We start from the raw sequence: 21945 nt of genomic DNA, 5'->3' as shown, positions 1-21945 counted from the left end.
GTCAAACTCCTAATCCGAGGATGCGCGCGGCGATGATGTTCTTCTGGATCTGCGAGGTGCCGCCCATGACGCTCTGGGCGCGGCTGTAGAGGTAGCTGCCGAGCAGTTCGGTGTCGTCCGTGCCGCCGACCGCGAGCGCCGCGTGCCCGACCGATTGGTCGACCCAGGTCATGAGCAATTTGTCGAGCGAGCCGTCGGGGCCGTGGACCACCCCGTCCAGCTGTTCGGACAGCCGCCGCCGCACGTGCAGGCGCAGCATCTCGGTGTGCACCGCCGCCCAGACCAGTTCCGCCGGGGCCGGGCCGTCGAGCCGGGCGGCCAACTGCCGCACCAGTTTTCCGTAGCGGGCCGCGTAGCCCAGCGTCGACGGCTCGCGTTCGTGCCCGACGACGGTCATCGCCAGCTTCCAGCCGTCGCCGGGCTCGCCGACCATCTGATCGGCGGGCACCGTGGCGCCGTCGAAGAACACCTGGCCGAATTCCCGGGTGACGCCGCTGATCATGGCCAGTGGCCGTTGCTGCACGCCGGGCTGGTCCATCGCGATCACGAACGCCGAGATGCCTTTGTGCCGCGGCGCGGCCGGGTCGGTCCTGGCCAGCAGCAGGCACCAGTCGGCGACGTCGGAGTAGCTGGTCCAGATCTTGTGACCGTGCACAACGTAGTGGTCGCCGTCGCGGGTGGCGGTGGTGCGCAGCGAGGCGAGGTCGGAGCCCGCGCCTGGCTCGCTGAAACCCTGGCACCAGCGCTGGGTGCCGTCGATCATGCCGGGCAGGAAGCGCTGCTGCAGTTCCTTGCCGCCGTGGCGGCCCAGGCCGTGCACGAGATACCCGAGGCTGGGCCGCGGCGGCGCCCCGGCGAGCGCGAGTTCCTCGTCCACGATCACGTCGTAGACGGGGGGCAGCTCGTGGCCGCCGAACTCCTTCGGCCAGGACAACCCGAAGAATCCGGCCGCGTACAGCGCTCGATGCCACTCACCCTGGCGCGCCCAGTAGTCGTCGCCCGAAGTCGGGAACCGCCCGGCCGTCTCGGCCAGCCAGGCGCGCAGCCGGGAGCGGAATTCGGCCTCCTGCGGTGCGTCACGAAAGTCCAAGGTCGATCTCCTCCAGACGAACGGCGAACAGTTCGGTCGAGACCAGCGCGCGCCGCAGATAGACGTGGGCGAGGCATTCCCAGGTGTTGCCGATACCGCCGTGCACCTGGATCGTCGTCTCGCAGACGGTGCGGGCGGCCCGCGCGGTGTAGACCTTGGCGATCCGCGCAGCCTGCAACGCGTGCGCCGGAGCCAGTTCGTCCACGGCCCAGGCCGCGTGCCGCAGCACGCTGATCGCCCCTTCGATCAGCGCTTGGTTCTCGGCCAGCAGATGCGCCACCGCCTGATACGACCCGATCGTGCGGCCGTATTGCTCGCGCACCTTCGCGTATTCGACCGCGAGCCCCTGGGCGCCGCGGGCGACGCCGAGCAGATCGGCGGTGGTCGCGGTGACGGCGAGTGCGTGCCACCGGGTGGCCTGGTCGGCCGTCAGCTCGCCGAGGTGTCGGCGTTCGTCCGCCACCGTCGCGGTCCGCCGGGTCAGGTCCGCGCCGGGGAGCGGCGCGCCCACCGGTGCGGCCTGGACCTGCTCGCCGGTGAGGAGCAGCGCCGAATCGCTGCCGCGCGCGTCGATGGCACGGTCGCCGACGGCGATGGTCCAGCGCCCTTCGGCGCCGAGTCGCCCGCCCAGGTCGTCGGCCAGCACCGGCCCGAGGAAGGCCACGTCGACCAGACCGCGGCCGAACTCCTCGGCCACGATCGCGACCTCCACACCGGAGGCCCCGTCGGTGCGCAGGGCTCGCCATCCGGTCGCGGCCACGGCTCGCTCCAAGCGCGCGCGGCGGTTCTCGTCGTCGAGTTCGGCCACCGAGCCCGGGCCGAGGTCGTCGGCCAATTTCGCGGCGGCGCCGCGCAATTGCCGCTGTTCATCGGTCAGACGGACGTCCATAGCGCTCCTTGAGTACTCGGCGCAGCACCTTGCCCGAGGGCAGGCGCGGGATCTCGGGCACGAACACGACGCGACGCGGTCGCTTGTAGGTGGCCAGGCGCTCGCCCACCAGGGCGATCAGCTCGTCCGCGGTTACCGCCGCGGCGCCGGACACCGCCGCGACGACCGCCTCGCCGTCCGCGGCGTCGGGCACCCCGAACACGGCGCAGTCGGTCACCTCGGGGTGGCCGTGCAGGACCGCTTCGATCTCGGCGGGCGCCACCTGGAATCCGCGCACCTTGATCATTTCCTTGGCCCGGTCGGTGAGCCGGATCCAGCCTTCCTCGTCGACGTAGCCGACGTCGCCGGTGCGGTACCAGCCGTCGTGGAAGGCGCCTGCGGTCTCCTCGGCGGGCAGGTAGCCGGCCATCACCGATTCGGCGCGGCACTGGATCTCGCCGATCTCCCCGGGGGGCAGGAGTTCTCCGGTCTCCAGCGCGACCACCCGGATATGCACCCCCGGCGCGGCCTTGCCGACGGTGTCCAGCCGCGCACCCGCGAGCGGGTTGCACGCGATGACCGGCAGTTCGCTCGCGCCGTAGGCGGGCAACCAGCGCACCCCGGTGCGCCGGGTGACGGTCTGGGCCACCGCGACCGTCACCGGCGTCGCGCCCCACATGATGTATCGCAGGGAACCGAGGTCGTAGGACTCGAGCTCCGGGTGCCCAGCCAGGGCGAGAGCGATCGGCGCGACCGCCATCTCGACGGTGATCCGGTCGTCCTGGATGCAGCCGAGCATGGTCTCCAGGTCGAAGCGGCGGTGCAGCCGCATCCACGCACCCACCTGGAGCGCGGTCACGATGTTCAGCAGGCCGAGGATGTGCGACGGCGGCGTGGCGATCTGGATCCGGTCGGTCGCGGTCAGGCCGAGCACCTGCGCCCACTGCCGCACGGCGAATGCCAGCGAGGCGTGCGTGTGCCGCACCGCCTTCGGCATGCCGGTGGTTCCGGAACTGAACACCAGCACGGCGTCCGAAGCCGGGTCCGGCGCCGTACCGCCGCCGTGCCCGGGGACGATCGGCGCGTCCAGGTGCCGCATCGGCAGCAACGCCGCCAGCACCGGACTGTCGCCGACGCCCTGGCGCGGCCCGGTGACCGCCACCGCGTGCGCGACCTCGGCACGTTTGTACGCCGGGCTGATCAGGACCGCCGCGGCGCCCAGCCGCCAGATCGCCAGCACGGCGACGACGAACTCCGGCCGATTCGAGGACATCAGCGCCACCCGGTCGCCCGCCCGCACGCCGCCGTCGGCCAGCTCGGCCGCGAGACCGGCCGCGAGATCGTCGAGCTCGGTCCTGGTATAGGAACGCCCCTCGAAGACGAGCGCGCTCGAAACGGTGGTCGAGGACATTTGAGAGATCCCGTCTCGTGAGTGAGAATATAATTCTCATTCGGATAGAATCTTCATACCAGGAGGACACGGTTCATGGCGAGACCCTCTTTGTTCCAGCGCGCGACCGTGACCCGGATCGTGAAGGAGAGCGCCGACGCGCGCACGTTCGTGCTCGCGCCGCACGACGGGCCGATCACCTACCGCGCCGGGCAGTTCTGCACGTTCAAGATCACCGTGAACGGCACGGAGCTGTTCCGGTCGTACTCCATGTCCAGCGCGCCGGAGACCGACGGCGAACTGATGACGACCGTCAAACGGGTGCCCGGCGGGGCGGTGTCGAACTGGATGCACGACAACCTGTCCGAGGGCGATGAGATCGAGATGACCAGGGCAGCAGGACGATTCTGCTTGCGCGAGACCGGTGTGCCGATGCTCGGCTTCAGCGGCGGCAGTGGCATCACGCCGATCCTGTCGCTCACCAAGTGCGCGCTGGCGGGCACGCGGCGGCGGGTCCGGTTGCTGTGCGCGGACCGCGACGCCGATTCGATGCTCTTCGACGCGGCCTTGACCGAGCTCGCCCGGCGCTACCCGGACCGGCTCGAGGTGGTCCGGCACCTGGACAGCGAGGGCGGGTTCCTCGACGCCGCGGCGGTGCGCGCCTTCGTCGGCGCCGACGGGCACGCCGATCAGTACGTCTGCGGGCCGGAGGCTTTCATGGAGATGGTCGAACTGGCGCTGCCGGGTCCTGGGCTGGTGTTCAGCGAGCGGTTCGGCGCCCCCGCGCCGCTTCCCGACGCTCCGGCCGAGAGCCCGGCGCCCGTCGAGACCCGTCCTGCCGCAGCGGCTTCCGCTACCGGCGCGGCGGCGAGCGCCGTGACCATCATCCTCAACGGCAAGAGGAAGACGGTGCCGCGCAAGGACGGCGAGACCTTGCTCGAGAGCGCCCGCCGAGGCGGGCTGGCGCCGCCGTTCTCCTGCGAAGCGGGCAATTGCGCCACCTGCATCGCCAAGGTGACCTCGGGAAGCGCGACGCTGCGCCAGAACAACGCGCTCACCGATGACGAACTCGCGGACGGCTACGTCCTCACCTGCCAGGCCGTGCCCGACACCGACACGATCACCGTCGACTACGAGTGAGCGCCGGGCGGTTCCACGCGGCGGCGAGCGCCGCACCCGGGCCGCCGCACCGGACCAGTGCGCGCGCCGTCGGCACGAAATGCGCCCGGCAGGCACGAGCACACCGCCACCCGGCAGGCGCGAACACGTTTACACCCGGCAGACACGAGCACGTCGCGCCCCGGCAGACACCACCACGTCGCGCCCGGCAGCTACGAGCACGCCGCTACTCGTCAGGCGGGAACACGTTACGCCCGACCGGCGCGACCACGTCACGCCTGGCAGGCGCGACCACCGTTACGCCCGGCAGGTGGAGGCACCTTACGCTCGGCAGGCGCGAGCACGCTGTACTTCGCAGGCACTAGCACGTTGCGCCCGGCAGACACGAGCACGCCGCACCCCCCGCAGGCATCAGCACGTTGCACCCGCCGGACACAAACAAGCCGCACTCCCGCAGACATCAGCACGTTGCACCCCGCAGACACGAGCAAGCCGCACGCCCGCAGGCACTAGCACGTTGCGCCCGGCAGCTACGAACACGGCGCCACTCGGCAGACACGACTACGCCGCGCTCAGTGCACAATTACCCGCCGCAGCAGCGTGAACGGCCGCGCCGACGCACTCGACGTGACACCCGGCTAGTGTGCCTCAGCTTCCGTGTTCACCCAACCGCGGCGGAGACGCGTACACCGGCTCGTAGCCCGCGATCCGGATGGGGCTGCCGACCAGCCGGAAGGCGCCCGCGGTCACCACGGCCTCGGGGCTGGCTTCCAGCGCCTCCGGCAGCTCGCGGACCGCGGCGGCGGGGATGCCGAGCGGCCGCAGCCGCGCTTCCCAGCCGGTCGCGGTATCCGCCGCCAGCGCGGCGGTCACCGCCGCCAGTACCTCCGCGCGACGGGCGACCCGCTCGGCCATCAGCTCGAACCCGTCGACGCCCGCCTCCGCGGCGAAAGTCTTCCAGAAGCCGTCGTGGGTGACGAACAGCGCCAGATAGCCCTCGGCCGTCGGAAAAATCTGGGCGGGAACGTAATACGAGTGCGCTCCGTGCGGGCGGCGTTGCGGCCGCTTCCCCTCGTTGAGGTAGGCGGCCGCGTGGTAGTTCAGTTGCGAGAGCATGACCTCGTAGAGCGACACGTCGATCTGGCCGCCGCGACCGGAGACGATCTGGGCCAGCAGCCCCAGCGCGGCCGTCAGACCGGTGGAGTTGTCCGCCGAGGAGTACCCCGGCAGCGTCGGCGGGCCCGCGGGATCGCCGGTGAGGGCGGCGATCCCGGCCGCCGCCTGGATCACGTAGTCGAACGCCGGATCGTCCCCGCCGTGCAGGCCGTAGCCGGTGATCGCGACGCACACGATCTTCTCGTTCCACCGCCGCAGCGCGTCGTAGGTGAGACCGAGCCGCCGGATCGCCGAGGGTTTCAGGTTCACCAGCAGCGCGTGCGACCCCGCGACCAGTTCGCCGAGCCGCGCCTGACCGTGCGCACTGCCCAATTCGACGCGAATGCTGCGTTTGCCGCGGTTGAGGCTCGCGAAGTAGCTGTTGCTCACCTGGCGGGAGATGTCGCCGCCCTCCGGTTCCAGTTTGGTGACCTCCGCGCCCAGGTCGGCGAGCATCATGGTGGCGTACGGACCGGCCAGCATGGTGCCGACCTCCAGGATCCGGATCCCGTCGAGAGGTCCGGAGCCCTCAGGGCTCACCGCAACTCCCTGGCGATCTCGGCGATCATCTCCCGGGTGCGGCGCTTGGACGCCACCAGTTCGTCCCGGGTCTCCCCGATCGGCAGCAGGCGCACGGAGATGTCCGTGGCGCCCGCCTCCGCGTAGCGGCGCAGCCCGGCCGCGATCTGCGTCTCGTCACCGGCGAGGCACAGATCGCCGATGTCGCGGGCGTCGCCCTGATCCAACAGTCGCTGATAGTTGGGCGAGATCTCCGCCTCACCCAGAATGCGGTTGGCCCGCTCGCGCGCCTCGTCCACTCGGCCCGGCTCGCACAGGCACACCGGCAACCCGGCGACCACACGGGGAGCAGGCCGGCCCGCGTCCGCCGCCGCCTTGGTGATCTTCGGCACGACGTGGTCGGCGATCGCGCGCTCGTCGGCCATCCACAGCACGGTGCCGTCGGCCGACTCCCCCGCGATGCGCAACATCACCGGCCCGAGGGCGGCGACCAGCACCGGCACTGGCGCCACCGGCCCGAGATCGAGCGGATTGTGCACGGTGAACGTGGCGTTCTCCACGTCCACCGAGCCCGGCCCGCGCAGTCCCGCGTTCAGCACCTCGAGATAGTCCCTGGTGTAGGCGGCCGGTTTGTCGTAGGGCAGGCCGAGCATGTCCCGCACGATCCAGTGGTGCGACGGCCCGACGCCCAGCGCCAGCCTGCCACCGGCCGCGGCGTGCGCCGAGAGCGCCTGCCGAGCCAGGGCGATCGGATGCTGTGCTTGCAGCGGCACGACCGCGGTGCCCAATTCGATGCGCGAAGTGCCGAGCCCCATCGCGGCGATCGTGATCAGCGCGTCGAAATCGGTGGGGATCTGCGGGATCCACGCCGTGTCCATCCCAGCGGACTCGGCCCATTCGATATCGCGCAGCATTCGTTCGAGCTTGCGCCCGGAGTCCCCCTTCTCCGGCCCGATCATCACTCCGATGCGCACGATTCCTCCAAACTGTGTCGATTCGGCAGGCGGCCGGTCATGGCGCCGGGTGCCCGGTCAACGCGCGGATCTCGGTGACGAGCGTCTCCAGCGGGGTGCTGGTCGGAAACACCGCGGCGGCACCGGCTTCCAGCAGCCGCGGCACGTCCGCCTGCGGGATCGTGCCGCCGACGACGACCGCGATGTCGCCCGCGTCCGCGGCGCGCAGCGCGTCCACCACCCGCGTGGTGAGCGCGACGTGCGCGCCGGAGAGAATGCTCAAGCCGACGACGGCCACGTCCTCCTGCAGCGCGATGGCGACGATGTCCTCGACCCGCTGGCGGATCCCGGTGTAGACGACCTCGAACCCGGCGTCGCGCAGTGTGCGGGCGACGATCTTGGCGCCGCGATCGTGCCCGTCCAGACCGGGTTTGGCGACCAGTACGCGGGCGGGCATCAGAAGACCACCGGCTGCTGGAATTCGCCCCACACCGATTTCAGCGCGGCGGTCATCTCGCCGACCGTGCAGTAGGCGTTGGCGCAATCGATGAGGCGGTGCATGAGGTTGTCGTCTCCTTCCGCGGCGCGCGACAGGGCGGCCAGGGTGTCGCGGACGGTCGCGGCGTCGCGCTCGGACTTCACTCGGGCCAATCGCTTCAACTGCCGTTCGCGCCCGTCGGCGTCGAGTTCGTAGGTGCCGATATCCGGTGCGGGCTCGTCGGAGACGAATGTGTTCACACCCACTACCGGACGCTCGCCCGACTCCACCGCCTGGTGCAGCCGGTAGGCCTCGTCGGCGATCAGACCCTGTAGGTAACCGTCCTCGATGCAGCGCACCATGCCGCCGTGCTGCTCCAAGTCGCGCATGATCTCGACGATCTTGGCTTCGGTGGCGTCGGTGAGCGCCTCGACGAAGTAGGAGCCGCCGAGCGGGTCGGCCACTCTGGTCACCCCGGTCTCGTAGGCGAGCACCTGCTGGGTGCGCAGCGCCAGCGTCGCGGATTCCTCGCTGGGCAGCGCGAAGGGCTCGTCCCACGCGGCGGTGAACATCGACTGCACGCCGCCGAGCACCGAGGCCAGCGCCTCGTAGGCGACGCGAACCAGGTTGTTCCGCGCCTGCGGCGCGTAGAGCGACGCGCCGCCCGCCACGCAGCCGAAGCGGAACATCGCCGCCTTGTCGGTGGTCGCGCCATACCGCTCGCGCACGATGGTGGCCCAGCGGCGGCGCCCGGCCCGGTATTTCGCGATCTCTTCGAAGAAGTCGCCGTGCGTGTAGAAGAAGAACGAGATCTGCGGGGCGAACTGATCGATCGTCATCCGGCCGCGTTCGATCACGGTGTCGCAGTAGGTGACGCCGTCGGCCAGCGTGAAGGCCATCTCCTGCACGGCGTTCGCACCGGCGTCGCGGAAGTGCGCGCCCGCCACCGAGATCGCGTTGAATCGCGGCACCTCGGCCGCGCAGAACTCGATGGTGTCGGCGATCAGCCGCAGCGACGGCTCCGGCGGCCAGATCCAGGTGCCGCGCGAGGCGTACTCCTTGAGGATGTCGTTCTGGATGGTGCCGGTGAGTTTCGCGCGCGGCACGCCCTTCTTCTCCGCGGCGGCCACGTAGAAGGCCAGCAGGATCGCGGCGGTGCCGTTGATCGTGAAGCTGGTGCTGATCCGGTCCAGCGGGATGCCGTCGAAGAGCACCTCCGCGTCGGCGAGGGTGTCCACCGCGACGCCGACCCGGCCGACCTCCTCGCTCACCTCGGGATCGTCGGAGTCGTACCCGCACTGGGTGGGCAGATCGAGCGCGACCGAGAGCCCGGTACCGCCCTGCTCCAGCAGGTAGCGGTAGCGGCGGTTGGACTCCTCGGCGGTACCGAAGCCGGAGTACTGCCGGAACGTCCACAACCGTCCCCGGTAGCCGGTGGCGAAGTTGCCGCGGGTGAAGGGGTAGGCGCCCGGTGCGGGTGGTTCACCGCGCCGGGCGTCCGGTCCGTAGCTCGGCTCCAGCGGGATGCCGGACGAGGTCTGCACTTGGTTGTTCATCATTGAATACGGTACTTGCGTAAAAGGAGAATGCCAATACCATTCAGGGGACAGGGCCGGGTGCGACCGCCCGCCACGACCGAGGAGAACGATGTCCGACCAGCACCGACAGCTGACCGACCGCACCGTGGTGGTGTCCGGAGCGAGCCGCGGCATCGGGTTGGCGATCGCCATCGCCGCCGCCGAAGCGGGCGCCAACGTGGTGCTGCTGGCCAAGACCGCCGAACCACACCCCCGGCTGCCGGGCACCGTCTACACCGCGGCCGCCGAAGTGGAAGCCGCGGGCGGGCGAGCCGCCGCCGTGGTCGGTGACGTGCGCGACGAAACGGACGTGCGGCGCGTAGTCGAGACCGCCGTGCAGCGGTTCGGCGGCATCGATGTCTGCGTGCACAACGCCAGCGCGATCGCCACCGAACCCACCGAGCGGCTGTCGGTCAAGAAGTTCGACCTCATGCAGGACATCAACATCCGCGGCATGTTCCTGCTGACCCAGGCCTGCCTGCCGCAGCTGCGCGACTCGGCCAACCCGCACGTGCTGACCATCGCGCCGCCGGTGAACCTGAACCCCCGCTGGCTCGGCGCCCACCCGGCCTACACTCTCGCCAAGTACGGGATGACTATGCTGTCCCAAGGCTGGGCAGCCGAATTCGCCGAGGCCGGGATTGGTTTCAACTGCCTGTGGCCGCAGACCTACATCGCCACCTCGGCGGTCGCGAACCTGCCCGACGGCGAGCGGCAGCTCGCCTCCGCCCGCAGCCCGCGGATCATGGCCGACGCCGCTCTCACGATCCTGACCCGCCCTGCGAAAGAGGTCACCGGCAATTGCTTCATCGACGCGGACGCGCTGTCGCTGTATGCCGGGATCGATGATCTGTCCGGGTACGGCGGTGGCGAGAACCCCACGCCGGACCTGTTTCTGGACTGAGCGACCAACCCGCCCCCGCGGACCGGCCGCCCGCCGATATTCCCAGTGCCGCAATCGCACTCGCGACTATTCCCGCGCGTTAATTCCCGATCGCGTGCCCTGTCGCGACTCGCAGTTCCCCAGCATGAATGGGTCGTTCGGTGGCGGAAAGCGGCCGTGCGGAGCCACCGCGCCGGACGGCGACGATCTCGGCGCCGATGGACACGGCCGTCTCCTCCGGCGTGTGGCCACCCAATTCCAGGCCGATCGGCGAATGCAGCCGTCGCAGTTCGTGTTCGCTGAGCCCGGCGGCGCGCAACCGGACCCGGCGATCCCGGTCGGCCTTCCGTGAGCCCATCGCGCCCACGTAGGCCACGGGCAGACGCAGGGCTTCGGTGAGCACCGGGATATCGAACTTGGGGTCGTGGGTCAGGACGCAGATCACCGTGCGCGCGTCGACCGGAGTGCGCCGCAGGTACCGGTGCGGCCAATCGCGGACCACCTCGTCGGCGTCCGGCATCCGGGCATGGTCGGCGAAGGCCGGACGCGCCTCGCACACGCTGACCCGGTATCCGAGCAACCGGCCGACCCGGCACAACGCGGCCGCGAAGTCGGTGGCGCCGAAGATCAGCATGCGCGGCGGAGGTGCGAAGGACTCGACGAACACCGTGCGCTCCCGGTCCGCGCAGCCCACGACGCGCACCCCGGTCGCGCCGGTGTCGAGCATCGCGCGCGCCTCGCGCACCACCGCGCGATCGAAGTCCGCGCCCGTGGCGCTCTCGGGCCCGAGCGCCGCCACCACGCCGGAGGACAGGTCGCGCACGAACGCCATCGGACCGCTGGGATCGAGTGCGGCTTCGACGGCCGGATACTCCGCGGGCGTGATCCGATGCACGAAGATGTCCAACTCTCCCCCGCAGGTCAGCCCGACGGCGAAGGCGTCGGCGTCGCTATAGCCGTAGGTCCGGCGAACAGGCTCGCCGGATTCGAGCACCTCCTGGCACAGCTCGTAGACCGCGCCCTCCACGCACCCTCCCGACAGGCTGCCGCGCACGTTCCCGGATGCGTCCACCGCCATGGTCGCCCCGGCCGGCCGGGGCGCGCTGCCGGTCACGCGCACGACGGTGGCGAGCGCATAGGGGGTGTTCGCGACATGCCAGCGCAGCAGATGCGCAGCGAGTTCCCGCATGATGATCCCTTTCGGCAATCGTCGGCCCCGCCCACACGGCGTTTTCTCCTGGCACCGCGACGAGAATGCTATTCTCTTGCAATACTAGCGTCATATTCATTTCCGACATAGGCGGAGTTGACACCGTGCGAATCCCGATGCTAAACACGTGCTCGGCATCCGCGAGCGGCAACCGATCGCCGCTCCGGTACGCGGGCCGACCCTGCTCCCCGCCTCCGGCCGGGGCGCCGCGCACGAGGTCCGGACGCTCCGAGGACAACGACCGCCACTCGTGCGCGCCCGCGGGCGCCCGAGGTGAACGGAGGATCAACCGGATGACATCCACCAGGCCGCCTCGCGGCGAGTCCGGCCCACGCCCGCTGCGAGCCCACCGATGACCCAGACCGAACCCACCACCACGACCGGTGTCGTCGGCACCCGAGTGCCGCGGATCGAGGACGCGCGCTTGGTGAGCGGCGCGGGAACCTTCGTCGACGACGTGACCCGTCCGGGCATGGCGCACGCGTGTTTCGTCCGCAGCCCCCTTCCCCGCGCCACGATCGGAGCGATCGATGTCTCCGGCGCGCTGGAACTGGACGGCGTGCTCGCCGTCTACACCGCCGCTGACCTCAATTCCGGCGTCCACGAGATCTCCTACGCGCTCGACATCGTCGGCTTCCCTCCGGTGCCCCGGCCGCCACTGGCCGAGGAGGAGGTTCGCTTCGTCGGCGACCCGGTGGCCCTGGTGATCGCGGTCGACCGGTATGTGGCCGAGGACGCCGCCGAACTGGTGGTCATCGATTACGAGCCGCTGGAACCGGTGGTCGACTACGTCACCGCGGCGGACTCACCGAACCTGGTGCACGCCGGATTCGCGGGGAACTCCGCGGGCGAACTGGGCGGGCGCCCCGCCGCCGATCTGGCGCCGCTGTTCGATTCGGCCGCGCATGTCGTGCGGCAGACGATCTTTCAGCAGGCGTACCTGCCGGTCCCGCTGGAGACGCGCGGGATCATCGCGGACTGGTCGGCGCCGACCGCGGAGATGACGATCTGGAGCTCCACCCAGTCACCGCACGAAGTGCGCGGGTTCTGCGCCCGGCTGCTCGGCATCGCCGAACACCAGGTGCGCGTCATCGCCCGCGACACCGGCGGCGGATTCGGCCTCAAACAGGTCCCGCTGCGCGAGGACGCCTGCGTTCTGCTGGCCGCGCGCAAACTCGGCGGCGCGGTGAAGTGGATCGAGGACCGCCAGGAGAACCTGATGGCCGCGGGCATGTCGCGCCACGAGCACGCCGATGTCCGGATGGCCTTCGACGCCGAAGGAAACATCCTCGCCGCCGCGATCGACCACGTACAGAACGTGGGCGCCTACCCGACGCCGTCGCCGCTCACCGGCGGCGTCGTGGTGGGGATCCTCTTCCCCGGGCCGTACCGGATCACCGACGCCTCCTTCACCGCGAAATTCCGGTACTCCAACACCGTCGGCCGGCTCGCCTACCGAGGTCCGTGGCAGTTCGAATCGGTGGCCCGCGAAATCTTGCTCGACCATGCCGCCCGGCAGATCGGCATCGACCCGATCGAACTGCGCAGGCGGAACATGCTGCGCCGCGACGAGTTGCCGTGGGCCAACCCGAACGGCATGACCTTCGACAACATCTCACCGCTCGAGACGCTGGAGCAGGCGGTCCGGATGCTGGACTACGAGGGCTTCCGCGAGCAGCAGCGCGAAGCGCGCGCCCTCGGCCGCTACCTGGGCGTCGGCACCTGCACCTACGTGGAGCCGACCACCGGTGGCAGCCCGTTCCTGAGCACCGAGGGCGCCACCATCCGCATCGAGCCGAGCGGCAAGGTGAACGTCTACGTCGCGGGTGGCTCGGCGGGCAACAGCCTGGAGACCACCGTCGTGCAGCTGACCGCCGACGCGCTCGGGGCGGAATTGACCGATGTGCGAACCATCCAGGGCGACACCGCGATCACGCCCTTCGGCGGCGGCACCGGCGGCAGCCGGTCCGGCTCGATGACCGCGGGCGCCATCGCGCAGACCGCCTCCATCCTGCGGGAACGGATCCTGAAGATCGCCGCCCACCGGCTGGGCGCGAGCCCCGAGGACATCGAGTTCGGCCGCAGCAGGGCCACCGTGCGCGGGACGCCCGACAAGGGGCTGTCGCTGGCCGAGATCGCCGAGATCGCGTACTTCCAGGCCGACGCGCTGCCGCCCGGGGTGCCGCCCGGGCTGGAGGCCAGCGGACGCTACAAGACCCCGCAGCTGGCGATCTGGGCCAACGCCACCCACGTGTGCACCTGCGAGGTCGACATCGAGACCGGCGAGGTGAAGCTGCTGCGCTACATCGTCAGCGAGGACTGCGGCCCGATGATCAACCCCAACGTCGTCGAAGGCCAGATCTACGGCGGCACCGTGCAGGGCATCGGCGGCGCGCTCTACGAGCACCTGGCCTACGACGAGAGCGGCAATCCGGTGACGACCACCTTCTTGGACTATCTGCTGCCCACGGCGACCGAAGCGCCGACGATCGAGGTGGGCCACGTCGAGACGCCGAGCCCGGGACCCGGCAATTTCAAAGGCGTCGGCGAGGGCGGGGCCATCGGGGCCACCCCGGCCGTGCTCAACGCCGTCATCGACGCGCTCTCGCCGTTCGGGGTGGAGATCTCGAAACTGCCCCTGTCCCCCGCCACGATCGTGGCACTGCTGGACGAGGCGCGCGCCGCCGGAAAGGGTCCCGCATGAAACCGGCTACCTTCGAGTACCACGCGCCCGCGACCGCGGGCGAGACCGTCACCCTCCTGGCCGAACTGGGCGAGGAAGCCAAGATCATCGCGGGCGGGCAGAGCCTCGTGCCGATGCTGGCGCTGCGGCTGGCCGTGTTCGAGCATCTCGTCGACCTCCGGCGCGTGGACGAACTGCGCGGCATCGAAACGCGAGCGGACGCCGTCCGGATCGGCGCCGGGACGACGCACGCCGCGGTCGGCCGGTCCGACGACGTCCGCCGCGGGGTGCCGTTGCTCGCACGGGCCACGCCGCTCATCGGGCACTTCCAGATCCGCAACCGCGGCACGATCGGCGGCGCGATAGCGCACGCCGACGCCGCCGCCGAATATCCGGTGGTGGCCCTGACTCTCGACGCCGACATCGAGACACTCTCCCCGCGCGGACGGCGCACCGTCCCGGCCTCCGCGTTCTTCACCGGCATGTGGACCACCGACCTGGAGCCGGACGAGCTGGTCACCGGCATCGTCTTCCCGACGTGGCACGGGCGGTGCGGCTGGGCCATCGAGGAATTCACCCGCCGCAGTGGCGATTTCGCGATGGCGGGCGCCGCGGTGGCGGTGCGGCTGGACGCCGACTCCCGCGTCGAGCGGTGCGCGATCGGCTTGTTCGGGCTGGCGCCGACGCCGGTGCGGGCCACCGAGACGGAGACCGAGCTGATCGGTCGCGCCGTCGAGGCGACGCGGGCCGAGGAGGTCGGCCGCAGCGCGACCGCCGGACTGGAGGCGATCTCGTCGGATGTGCACGGCTCCGCCGACTACCGGCGCCGGGTCGGAGCGGCAATGGTGGCGCGCGCGTGGCGACGCGCCGTAGAGGAGGCCGGAAATGACTGACGTCGACATCGAAGTGCGCATCAACGGTGCCCTGCGCCGCGACCGCGTGCCGCCCCGGCTCACCTTGGCCGACTATCTGCGCGACAAGTGCGGCCTCACCGGCACCCACCTCGGGTGCGAGCACGGCGTGTGCGGCGCCTGCACGATCATGCTCGACGGACAGGCGGTGCGCGCCTGTCTGCTGTTCGCCGTGCAGGCCGACGGCGCCGAACTCACCACCGTCGAGGGCATCGCCGGGCCCGACGGCGAACTCTCGCCGGTGCAGGCGGCATTCCGGGCACAGCACGGGCTCCAGTGCGGATTCTGCACCCCCGGCTTCATCGTGTCCGCCACCGCCTTCCTGCGCGACAACCCCGACCCCACCGAGACGGAGATCCGCGAGGCCATCTCCGGGAACCTGTGCCGGTGCACCGGATATCAGGGCATCGTGCGCGCGGTCCGCGCCGCCGCCGATTCGATGAACGCCGAGACGCCCACCGCACCGCAGGCGTGAGCAGCGAAGGACTTCCATGAAACTCGACAACACCTTCACCATTCCGGTTCCGGCCGCGCAGGCCTGGCAGGCGCTGCTCGATCTGGAGCGCATCGCCCCCTGCGTTCCCGGCGCCGCCATCACCTCCCGCGACGGCGACGACTTCCACGGCAAGATCAAGGTCAAGCTCGGACCCGTGGGGCTGAGCTACAGCGGTGTCATCAAGGTCGTCTCGCAGGACGAGGCCGCCGGGATCGCCGTCCTGGAGGGGCGCGGGCGCGAAACCCGCGGCAACGGAACGGCCAAGGCCACCATCACCTGCCGCCTCGTCGAATCCGGCGCGACCACGGACGTCTTCGTGGACACCGACCTCGCGATCACCGGCAAGCCGGCGCAATTCGGGCGTGGCGCGCTCGCCGATGTGGCGGGCACGCTCATCGGCCAGTTCGCCACCAACCTCGCCGCGGAGATCACCGCGTCGGCGCAGGCCGCTCCGGTGCCGGACGCGCAGCCGCGGGTCCTCTCGGCGGCGCCGGACGCCGCCTCGTCCACGCGGACCGCGCCACGCCGGTCGGCCGAGCCGATCGACCTGTTACAAGCGGCCGGTGCGGGCAGCGCGACGCGACTGGGCGGACTGGCCCTCGCCGGTGGCCTGATCCTGCTTTTCGCCCTCCTGCTGCGCAAACGCTCCGCACGATCGGAACCCTGATGTCCCTGCCCGCTCCGACGACGCTCGCCGGGGATCGGCCGCGGAACGTGAGCGCGCAGAGCCGCCACATCCGGCACATCCACATCGAAACCGGCGCTCTGGCGGTGGATTACCAGGCGGGCGCGGCGCAGATCGCGGATGTCGTCGCCGAGCTGGGCGCCCACGGCGGATTCGTCGTCACCGTCGACGACAACGTGCGCCCCGACCTGCCGCCCCTACCCTGCGGCGAACTCTGGGACTGAGCGAAGAGTGGAGTGCCCCTTACCCGCCCTCGTCGTCACGGATCTGCACATGGTGGTGTGCTGTGTGCTGTGCACTGTCTCTTGTGCGCATTGCTGGGCTGCGGTGTGAGGAAGGGAGTCGAACCCTTCGCACTGCCCCTCGTGCGCCGAGAAAGTGGCCGAATATCCCGTCGGCCAATCGGGTTCGTGCACGCCTCCGTGATGACTACCTGCTCCACGTCCCCGCTCAGTCCAGCAGCTCGACCTCCCAGTTGGAGCGCTGGATGCGCACGTCGAGTTCGCGCAGTTCCCGGGCGACGTCATCGGCCCGCTCACGCAGTTCGGCAACCGGCAACGCGGAGAACATCTTCAGCTCCGACCGCAGCTGGCGCGCGTACCCCGGCTGCCCCTTGCCCGCTGCCGCGTCCGCCGCGGCGGTGACCAAGGAGTGCCGCAGCCGCAACGCGTCCCGGCGGGCCAGCGCGTCGGTCAAGGTGCCCTCGTCATCGATCCGCGCGGCGGCATTGGTGCGATTGATGCGCCGGATCAGCGTCTCGTATTCCTCGAGCACCTCGCCCGCCTCGGCGAGCAGAGCGGCCGCGTTCTCGGCGGGCTCCTCCCCCTCCTGAAAGCGCGCGTTGCTCACGATGCGGGCACGCAACTGCTCGATCCGGCGCGCCGAATCCGCGCGCAATGCCAACGCCTCCGCCAGCTTCAAATCCCCTACCTCCGGACATCGACTCGTGCAGGTCGAGTATCGATCATGCCGAGGGTCGAGTCACGCGAATAAGCTTCCCAGTGGCGAGGTCCCGGCTCCCGGCGCGCTGCCGTCGGTACTCACCGGAGCCGATTCCGCCTCGCGCGGTCAGTGCGGCAGCATGTCGGTCCAGGTTCGGCCGGTCGAGGACGCCAGGTCGCTCTGCTGGTAGAGACGGCCGTCCGGGCCGAGGTAGTTCCCGCTTCTGGGGTCGTAGCGCGCGAAGCCGATCGAAGGGGTTGCGGGGTCGGCGGGCGCCGACGCCGGTGCGGCCGGTGGTGGCGCGCCCGGAGCCCGGCGGGAGTCCTGCGGAATGCCTTGGCCTTCCAGTCCTGGATCGCGCGGATAGGGGCCGAGCAGGGGTTGTTCGGTCGCGAGGGGCTGGAACTCCTGGTCACTGTTGCACAGCGCCGCGGTGGGCGCCCGCTTGGCGGGGTTGTTCGCGCACGGGATGTTGCGCACTCCGCGCACGGCGATGTCGGAATCCTGGGGCAGTTTGCAGTACAGCCCGTCCGGGGTGTCGATGGTGTCGGTCTCCTCCGGCGATCGCCAGGCCGACGGCGGCAGGAATCCGACGGTGCACGCGGGCGGATCGGAGATGCCGCCCAACCGGAAGTCGCCGAGGCCGAGACCCGAGGCGTTCCGATTCGGTTGCACGGCCTGGATCATCGAGATCGCCGGTGGCAGCAGGACCAGGATCTGCTCCAGGCCGGCGTTGTAGGTCACGCCGAGTTGCCCGACAGTCGTCAGGTTCGACAGCAGGATCGGCAGCGTGAGCTGCACCGAATCCAGCAGGTGCGCCACCTCCCCGGTGAATCCGGGGCCGGAACGCAACAGCGTACGGACCTGCGGGTCGTTGGCGACGACCTGACCGGTGACCCCGGCGAGGCTGCGCGTCCAGATGCGGATGGCGTCGGCGGAGCGCACTTGCGAATCCAACAGTGGCCCGGCGTCTTCCACCAGTGTGCGGGTCCGGCCACCGGCGCCGTTCAGGTCGGCGGCGAGCGTTCGCGCCGAGGTCAGCAGGGAGTCCAGATCGTAGTGGGCCCCGTGCATGCCCTGGAAGAGCTCGTCGAGTAGTTCGTGCAGCTTGTCGGTGGGGATGCTGCCCACGAGATCGCTGAGCGAGTCCAGCATGGGACCGACCGGTTGCGCGACGGCGGTGTGCCGGCGCTCGATCACCGAACCGTCGCGCAGGTAGGGCGGCGCGTCCGTGCGGGGCCGCAGCTCGACGTACTGCTCGCCCACCGCGGACACGCTGCGCACCTCCGCGGTGAGATCGGCGGGAATGTCGTAGTCGCTGTCGATCTTCAGGGTGGCGCGCACGCCGTCGCGGGTCAGCTCGACCGAACTCACCTCACCGATCTCGACGCCACGGTAGGTGACGTTGCCGAAGCGGTAGAGGCCCCCGGTGGCGGGCAGGTCGACGGACACGCTGATGGTGCCGACACCGGCCAGATCGGGCAGGCGCATGTAGACCGTCGCCATCGCGGTCAGCCCGATCACCGACAGGACCGCGAAGATCGTCAACTGGACGCGGACGAAACGGGACAGCAGCATCAGCGGCCTCCGGTGGTCGGCGGCGTGATCCCGACTCCGAGCGGGTCCGAGGTCTGCTGCGCGTAGCCCGGGTCGCCCACGGCCGCCTGCACCACGGCGGTCGGATCGCCCCACGGCGTGCCGAGCAGCATTTCGCGTTTCAGCCGCGGCACAGTGAGATCGACTGTCGCGAACAAATTCAGGTAGTCGCCCTGGACCGCGCGGTCGATGACGCTCTGGCCGTAGGGGAATACTGTCGCGTACGCCAGCGCCGCGTCGATCTGCGGGCCGACGTCGGCCAGCGCCCGCAGCGTCGGTTCCAGGTTGCGCAGGTTCGTCAGCAGATCGGTCCGGACGTCGGTGACCACGGCGGTGGCGGTGTCGCTGAAGGTGCGCAGCCGATCCAGCGCCGCGGTGATGTTCGGCCGCTGGGCCAGCAGCACGTCCAGCGCGGGCGGCAGCCGCTCGAGGGTCTCGGTCACCACGTCGCGCTGCTCGGCGAACTGTCCGGCCAGCCGGTTGAGCGCGGTGATCGAGGCGATGACGTCGTCGCGTTGACCGTCGATGACGCCCATGATCGTGTCCAGGCGCACCAGCAGCGCACCGATCTGCTCCTGACGGCCGTCGAAAGCGTCGTTCAAGTTGCCGATGATCTCGCCGAGCTGACCGAGTCCGCCGCCGTTGACGACCACCGACAGCGACGCCAGGGTTTGTTCGGTGGACGGATAGGTCGAGGACTTGTTCAGCGGGATCCGGGTACCGGAAGCCAGCCTGCCGGACGGTTCGACGCCCGCGGGGGTGTTCAGCGCGAGGTGACTGGACCCGAGCAGGCTGGTCTGCCCGATCGTCGCGACGACGTTCGCGGGCACCGCGGCGTCGGCGCGGATCGACGCCTCCACCACCGCGTGCCAGCCGTCGAGCCGGATACCGCTGACGCTGCCGACCACCACGTCCTCGACGAGCACCGGCGAATTCGCCACCAAGGTACCGACATTCGCCATGTCCACCTGGATGACGGTCGCCCCCGCGTCCTGTCCGGGAGCGCCCGGCAGCGGCAGCGAGTTCACTCCGTGCCATCCGCATCCGGTGAGCGTCAGGAGCGCGCAGGCGCTCACGGCGAGCAGCGGAGGGCAGCCGCGGCGCGGAAATGTTCTCATGGTCAACGCCTTCCGCCGGGGAACAGGATGTCCGCGAGGCTCGGCAGGGGCGGCGGTGGCGGCCCCTCGGCCGTGACCACCTGGGGGATCAGATGGTCTTCGGTGTAGATCAGGCTCTCCGGGCGCGCGCTCGGACCGTGCACGGGGTTGACCGGGAACGGCAGATAGTTGAAGTTCAGTAATCCGAGCACCGGGCCGAGATAGTCGCGGCACTTGCGCGCCGCCTCCGCGGTGGTCGTCTTCTCCAGGCTGGCGATGGACGAGCATACGAATTGCACGGGATCGGAGAAGTTGTTCAGGACGAATACGCCCGCTTCGGTCGCGGTGTCGGGGTTGTAGATGTTGTAGAAGTTGGCGATGCTGGTGGGGAATATGTGCAGCAGTTCCTCGACGTCCGCGCGGTGATCGACCAGATTCTGGGTCACGTTCACCAGGCGCTGCACCTGTTCGGACGCGCCGTCCCGGTTGGCGGCGACGAACCGCTGGACCTCCCCCACCGCGACGGACAACTCGGTCAGCGCGGCATCCAGGTCGGATCTGCTGTCGTGCAGCACGCTCGACAGGCTGGCCAGCCGATGCTGGAATTCGACGATCCGCACGTCGCTGTCGCGCAGCACCGTCACGAAGTGTTGCAGGTCGGCGATGATGCCGACGATGTCGCCGCTGCCGTCGGCCAGCACCCGCCCGATTCCGGACAGCTGCGCCAGCGTCTGCCGCAACTTCGCGCCGTTGTCGGCCATCGCGTTCGCCGCGCTGTCGATGAAACGGCCGGTCGCGCTGCCGGCCAGATCGATGCCGGGGCCGAGTTCGGTGGCCAGCCTGGTGAGCTGGGTCTTCACCTCGTCCCATTCGACGGGGACGGCGGTGCGCTCCAGCGGGATGACCGCACCGTCGGGCAGCGTCGGCCCCTGCGCGCGGTAGGCGGGCGTCAGCTGCACGTAGCGGGCGCCGACCAGGCTCTGGGCGACGATCACCGCCTTGGCGTCGGCCGGGATCGGCACGTCGCGGTCGACCTCCAGCACCATCTCGGTGCTCGTCCCGCGCGGTCGGATCGCGGCGATGCGGCCGACGCGGACCCCGGCCACGCGCACATCGTCGCCTGTGTAGATCGCCGTGGCGGAGGCGAACTCCGCGTGAATCGTCTTGGGGCCGAACAGGTTACGGTATCCGAGATAGGCGCCGGTGACGACCAGCGAGACGACCACCGCCACACCGGCGATACCGAGGATTCGCTTCTTCATCGGGGCGGCTCCGGGCTCGGGAGAGGGAACTGGCTGGGCGGCTGGATGCCGAAGGCCTGATCGATGAACGGCTGGATGAGCTGGGCCGGGATCAGGTTCGCGACGTAGGCGTTGTAGAACGGCCCCCCGGACACGGCTTCGCCTTGGGTGAGCGCGACTTTCGCCAGACCTGGAATCGCCGCGGCGATGTTGTCGCGATTCTTCTCCAGCATCGCCACCACCGAATTCAGCCGGGCGAGCGTGGGCGCGAGGTCGGCTTCGTTGTCCGCGACCAGGCCGGTGAGCTGTTCGGCCACGGCGGCGATATTGGCCAGCAGGTCGACTATCGCCTGACGGCGCGCGGCCAATACGCCGAGCAGTGCATTGGCGTTCAGGATCAGGGCGTTCAGCTGCTGGCCGCGTTGCGCGAGGGTCTCGGTGACATGGGCGGTCGTCCTGAGCATGTCCCGCAGTGAACTGTCGCGGCTGTTGATCGAGCGTGACAGCTGGGTCACCCCGTCGAAGGCCGGCCCCAGCTGCGGCGCGATGCGATCCAGCGTCGAGGAGAGCAGCTCCAGTGACCGGTTGAGCGAGTCGGTGTCGATCTCCGAGACAGTGGTGGTCAGATCGCCGACCGCGTCGGTCAGCGAGTAGGGCGAGGAGGTGCGCTCCAGCGGGATGACGCCGAGCGGCCGCAAGGTGTCCTCCCCGGCGGAGATCACCGTCAGTACCCGCTTGCCCAGCAGCGAACCGGTCTTGATCTGCGCCGCGCTGTCGTCACCGAGCCGGATCGTCTCGTCGACCGCGAACGTCACCCAGGCGTCGCCCCCGCGCAGCGACACCTCCGACACCCGGCCCACTCGCATGCCGGAGACGAGCACCTCGTCGCCCACGGCGAGCCCGCCCGCCTCGGTGAAGACAGCCTGGTAGCGCACGGTGGTCGCCCATTCGATGAACTTCTGGGACTGGAGACCGATCAGGATGAGGCAGACACCCAGCACGACGCCGATCACGCCGTGCCTGGCCAGATGACTTCCGCGGTACTCGAGCAT

At 70.1% G+C, this 21945-nt stretch carries 20 protein-coding genes; 7 read left to right on the top strand and 13 right to left on the bottom strand.

The annotated features are described in order from the left end of the window. Window position 1 precedes the first annotated feature (1 nt). Genes HOV91_RS01940 through HOV91_RS01930 form a run of 3 tightly spaced genes read right to left on the bottom strand, consistent with a single transcriptional unit; the run spans window position 2 to window position 3369 of the window. Window positions 2-1090 (bottom strand): acyl-CoA dehydrogenase family protein, encoded by a 1089-nt coding sequence (locus tag HOV91_RS01940; protein ID WP_174183663.1) that lies wholly within the window; start codon window positions 1088-1090, stop codon window positions 2-4. Beyond that, on the bottom strand, window positions 1077-1979 hold the full coding sequence (locus HOV91_RS01935) for an acyl-CoA dehydrogenase family protein (RefSeq protein WP_174183662.1): 903 nt from the start codon (window positions 1977-1979) through the stop codon (window positions 1077-1079). The genes HOV91_RS01940 and HOV91_RS01935 overlap by 14 nt, the downstream gene beginning before the upstream one ends. Beyond that, window positions 1957-3369, bottom strand: coding sequence for a class I adenylate-forming enzyme family protein (locus HOV91_RS01930; protein ID WP_174183661.1), 1413 nt, complete (start codon window positions 3367-3369; stop codon window positions 1957-1959). The genes HOV91_RS01935 and HOV91_RS01930 overlap by 23 nt, the downstream gene beginning before the upstream one ends. 75 nt (window positions 3370-3444) lie before the next feature. Between HOV91_RS01930 and HOV91_RS01925 the strand changes: the two genes are divergently transcribed. Further along, window positions 3445-4488, top strand: coding sequence for a ferredoxin--NADP reductase (locus tag HOV91_RS01925; RefSeq protein WP_174183660.1), 1044 nt, complete (start codon window positions 3445-3447; stop codon window positions 4486-4488). Window positions 4489-5115: 627 nt separating this feature from the next. On the opposite strand, the gene HOV91_RS01920 is transcribed toward HOV91_RS01925, so the two are convergent. From HOV91_RS01920 to HOV91_RS01905, 4 genes are read right to left on the bottom strand one after another with little or no spacing between them, the layout of a single operon-like run. Next, the gene (locus HOV91_RS01920) at window positions 5116-6162 is read right to left on the bottom strand and encodes a CaiB/BaiF CoA transferase family protein (RefSeq protein ID WP_174183659.1); all 1047 of its coding nucleotides are present in this window, start codon (window positions 6160-6162) and stop codon (window positions 5116-5118) included. Further along, entirely contained in the window at window positions 6159-7115 is a 957-nt protein-coding gene (locus HOV91_RS01915; protein ID WP_174183658.1) for an LLM class F420-dependent oxidoreductase, read from the bottom strand. The genes HOV91_RS01920 and HOV91_RS01915 overlap by 4 nt, the downstream gene beginning before the upstream one ends. 37 nt (window positions 7116-7152) lie before the next feature. Continuing rightward, complete coding sequence (locus HOV91_RS01910) at window positions 7153-7551, bottom strand: cobalamin B12-binding domain-containing protein (protein WP_174183657.1); 399 nt, start codon at window positions 7549-7551, stop codon at window positions 7153-7155. After that, window positions 7551-9128 carry a methylmalonyl-CoA mutase family protein gene (locus tag HOV91_RS01905; RefSeq protein ID WP_174183723.1) on the bottom strand — a complete coding sequence of 526 codons (1578 nt, stop codon included), beginning with the start codon at window positions 9126-9128 and terminating at the stop codon, window positions 7551-7553. The genes HOV91_RS01910 and HOV91_RS01905 overlap by 1 nt, the downstream gene beginning before the upstream one ends. Window positions 9129-9219: 91 nt before the next feature. On the opposite strand from HOV91_RS01905, the gene HOV91_RS01900 reads away from it, so the two are divergent. Continuing rightward, window positions 9220-10053: an SDR family oxidoreductase gene (locus HOV91_RS01900; RefSeq protein ID WP_174183656.1), complete on the top strand. Its 834-nt coding sequence runs from the start codon at window positions 9220-9222 to the stop codon at window positions 10051-10053. A 79-nt stretch (window positions 10054-10132) separates the two neighbouring features. Here HOV91_RS01900 and HOV91_RS01895 read toward each other — a convergent pair whose 3' ends face one another. After that, window positions 10133-11221, bottom strand: a complete 1089-nt coding sequence (locus HOV91_RS01895; RefSeq protein WP_174183655.1) for an XdhC family protein — start codon at window positions 11219-11221, stop codon at window positions 10133-10135. A 373-nt stretch (window positions 11222-11594) separates the two neighbouring features. Here HOV91_RS01895 and HOV91_RS01890 point away from each other — a divergent pair, with 373 nt between their 5' ends. The 5 genes from HOV91_RS01890 to HOV91_RS01870 are packed head-to-tail and all read left to right on the top strand — an operon-like array spanning window position 11595 to window position 16241. Continuing rightward, window positions 11595-13946, top strand: coding sequence for a xanthine dehydrogenase family protein molybdopterin-binding subunit (locus tag HOV91_RS01890; RefSeq protein ID WP_174183654.1), 2352 nt, complete (start codon window positions 11595-11597; stop codon window positions 13944-13946). Further along, window positions 13943-14818 (top strand): FAD binding domain-containing protein, encoded by an 876-nt coding sequence (locus HOV91_RS01885; RefSeq protein WP_174183653.1) that lies wholly within the window; start codon window positions 13943-13945, stop codon window positions 14816-14818. Before HOV91_RS01890 ends, HOV91_RS01885 begins: the two co-directional genes overlap by 4 nt. After that, entirely contained in the window at window positions 14811-15311 is a 501-nt protein-coding gene (locus HOV91_RS01880) for a (2Fe-2S)-binding protein (protein ID WP_174183652.1), read from the top strand. The genes HOV91_RS01885 and HOV91_RS01880 overlap by 8 nt, the downstream gene beginning before the upstream one ends. A gap of 16 nt (window positions 15312-15327) precedes the next feature. Further along, window positions 15328-15999 carry an SRPBCC family protein gene (locus HOV91_RS01875; RefSeq protein WP_174183651.1) on the top strand — a complete coding sequence of 224 codons (672 nt, stop codon included), beginning with the start codon at window positions 15328-15330 and terminating at the stop codon, window positions 15997-15999. Beyond that, entirely contained in the window at window positions 15999-16241 is a 243-nt protein-coding gene (locus HOV91_RS01870; RefSeq protein WP_174183650.1) for a hypothetical protein, read from the top strand. Before HOV91_RS01875 ends, HOV91_RS01870 begins: the two co-directional genes overlap by 1 nt. A 226-nt stretch (window positions 16242-16467) precedes the next feature. Here HOV91_RS01870 and HOV91_RS01865 read toward each other — a convergent pair whose 3' ends face one another. The 5 genes from HOV91_RS01865 to HOV91_RS01845 all read right to left on the bottom strand — a co-directional run bounded on the left by HOV91_RS01865 (window position 16468) and on the right by HOV91_RS01845 (window position 21945). Further along, window positions 16468-16938, bottom strand: a complete 471-nt coding sequence (locus HOV91_RS01865; RefSeq protein WP_174183649.1) for a DIP1984 family protein — start codon at window positions 16936-16938, stop codon at window positions 16468-16470. Window positions 16939-17085: 147 nt separating this feature from the next. Further along, window positions 17086-18534 (bottom strand): MCE family protein, encoded by a 1449-nt coding sequence (locus tag HOV91_RS01860; protein ID WP_174183722.1) that lies wholly within the window; start codon window positions 18532-18534, stop codon window positions 17086-17088. 2 nt (window positions 18535-18536) lie between these two features. Then, window positions 18537-19673, bottom strand: coding sequence for an MCE family protein (locus HOV91_RS01855; RefSeq protein WP_174183648.1), 1137 nt, complete (start codon window positions 19671-19673; stop codon window positions 18537-18539). Between the two features lie 2 nt (window positions 19674-19675). Beyond that, a complete protein-coding gene (locus HOV91_RS01850) occupies window positions 19676-20914 on the bottom strand; it encodes an MCE family protein (RefSeq protein ID WP_174183647.1) in 1239 nt (412 codons plus the stop codon). Beyond that, window positions 20911-21945 carry an MCE family protein gene (locus tag HOV91_RS01845; RefSeq protein ID WP_174183646.1) on the bottom strand — a complete coding sequence of 345 codons (1035 nt, stop codon included), beginning with the start codon at window positions 21943-21945 and terminating at the stop codon, window positions 20911-20913. Before HOV91_RS01845 ends, HOV91_RS01850 begins: the two co-directional genes overlap by 4 nt.

It is taken from the genome of Nocardia barduliensis, from assembly GCF_013315795.1.
In the GTDB taxonomy this organism is placed as follows: Bacteria; Actinomycetota; Actinomycetes; order Mycobacteriales; family Mycobacteriaceae; genus Nocardia; species Nocardia barduliensis.
Note: the sequence above shows the minus strand (reverse complement) of the source record. Positions and strands in the feature narration are given on the sequence as shown.

What these genes read in the sequence shown, in the direction of transcription:
- HOV91_RS01935 (WP_174183662.1), bottom strand. Translation starts at nt 1,979, where the DNA reads ATGGACGTCCGTCTGACCGATGAACAGCGGCAATTGCGCGGCGCCGCC.
- HOV91_RS01930 (WP_174183661.1), bottom strand. Translation starts at nt 3,369, where the DNA reads ATGTCCTCGACCACCGTTTCGAGCGCGCTCGTCTTCGAGGGGCGTTCC.
- HOV91_RS01925 (WP_174183660.1), top strand. Translation starts at nt 3,445, where the DNA reads ATGGCGAGACCCTCTTTGTTCCAGCGCGCGACCGTGACCCGGATCGTG.
- HOV91_RS01910 (WP_174183657.1), bottom strand. Translation starts at nt 7,551, where the DNA reads ATGCCCGCCCGCGTACTGGTCGCCAAACCCGGTCTGGACGGGCACGAT.
- HOV91_RS01905 (WP_174183723.1), bottom strand. Translation starts at nt 9,128, where the DNA reads ATGAACAACCAAGTGCAGACCTCGTCCGGCATCCCGCTGGAGCCGAGC.
- HOV91_RS01900 (WP_174183656.1), top strand. Translation starts at nt 9,220, where the DNA reads ATGTCCGACCAGCACCGACAGCTGACCGACCGCACCGTGGTGGTGTCC.
- HOV91_RS01895 (WP_174183655.1), bottom strand. Translation starts at nt 11,221, where the DNA reads ATGCGGGAACTCGCTGCGCATCTGCTGCGCTGGCATGTCGCGAACACC.
- HOV91_RS01890 (WP_174183654.1), top strand. Translation starts at nt 11,595, where the DNA reads ATGACCCAGACCGAACCCACCACCACGACCGGTGTCGTCGGCACCCGA.
- HOV91_RS01885 (WP_174183653.1), top strand. Translation starts at nt 13,943, where the DNA reads ATGAAACCGGCTACCTTCGAGTACCACGCGCCCGCGACCGCGGGCGAG.
- HOV91_RS01880 (WP_174183652.1), top strand. Translation starts at nt 14,811, where the DNA reads ATGACTGACGTCGACATCGAAGTGCGCATCAACGGTGCCCTGCGCCGC.
- HOV91_RS01875 (WP_174183651.1), top strand. Translation starts at nt 15,328, where the DNA reads ATGAAACTCGACAACACCTTCACCATTCCGGTTCCGGCCGCGCAGGCC.
- HOV91_RS01870 (WP_174183650.1), top strand. Translation starts at nt 15,999, where the DNA reads ATGTCCCTGCCCGCTCCGACGACGCTCGCCGGGGATCGGCCGCGGAAC.
- HOV91_RS01855 (WP_174183648.1), bottom strand. Translation starts at nt 19,673, where the DNA reads ATGAGAACATTTCCGCGCCGCGGCTGCCCTCCGCTGCTCGCCGTGAGC.
- HOV91_RS01850 (WP_174183647.1), bottom strand. Translation starts at nt 20,914, where the DNA reads ATGAAGAAGCGAATCCTCGGTATCGCCGGTGTGGCGGTGGTCGTCTCG.
- HOV91_RS01845 (WP_174183646.1), bottom strand. Translation starts at nt 21,945, where the DNA reads ATGCTCGAGTACCGCGGAAGTCATCTGGCCAGGCACGGCGTGATCGGC.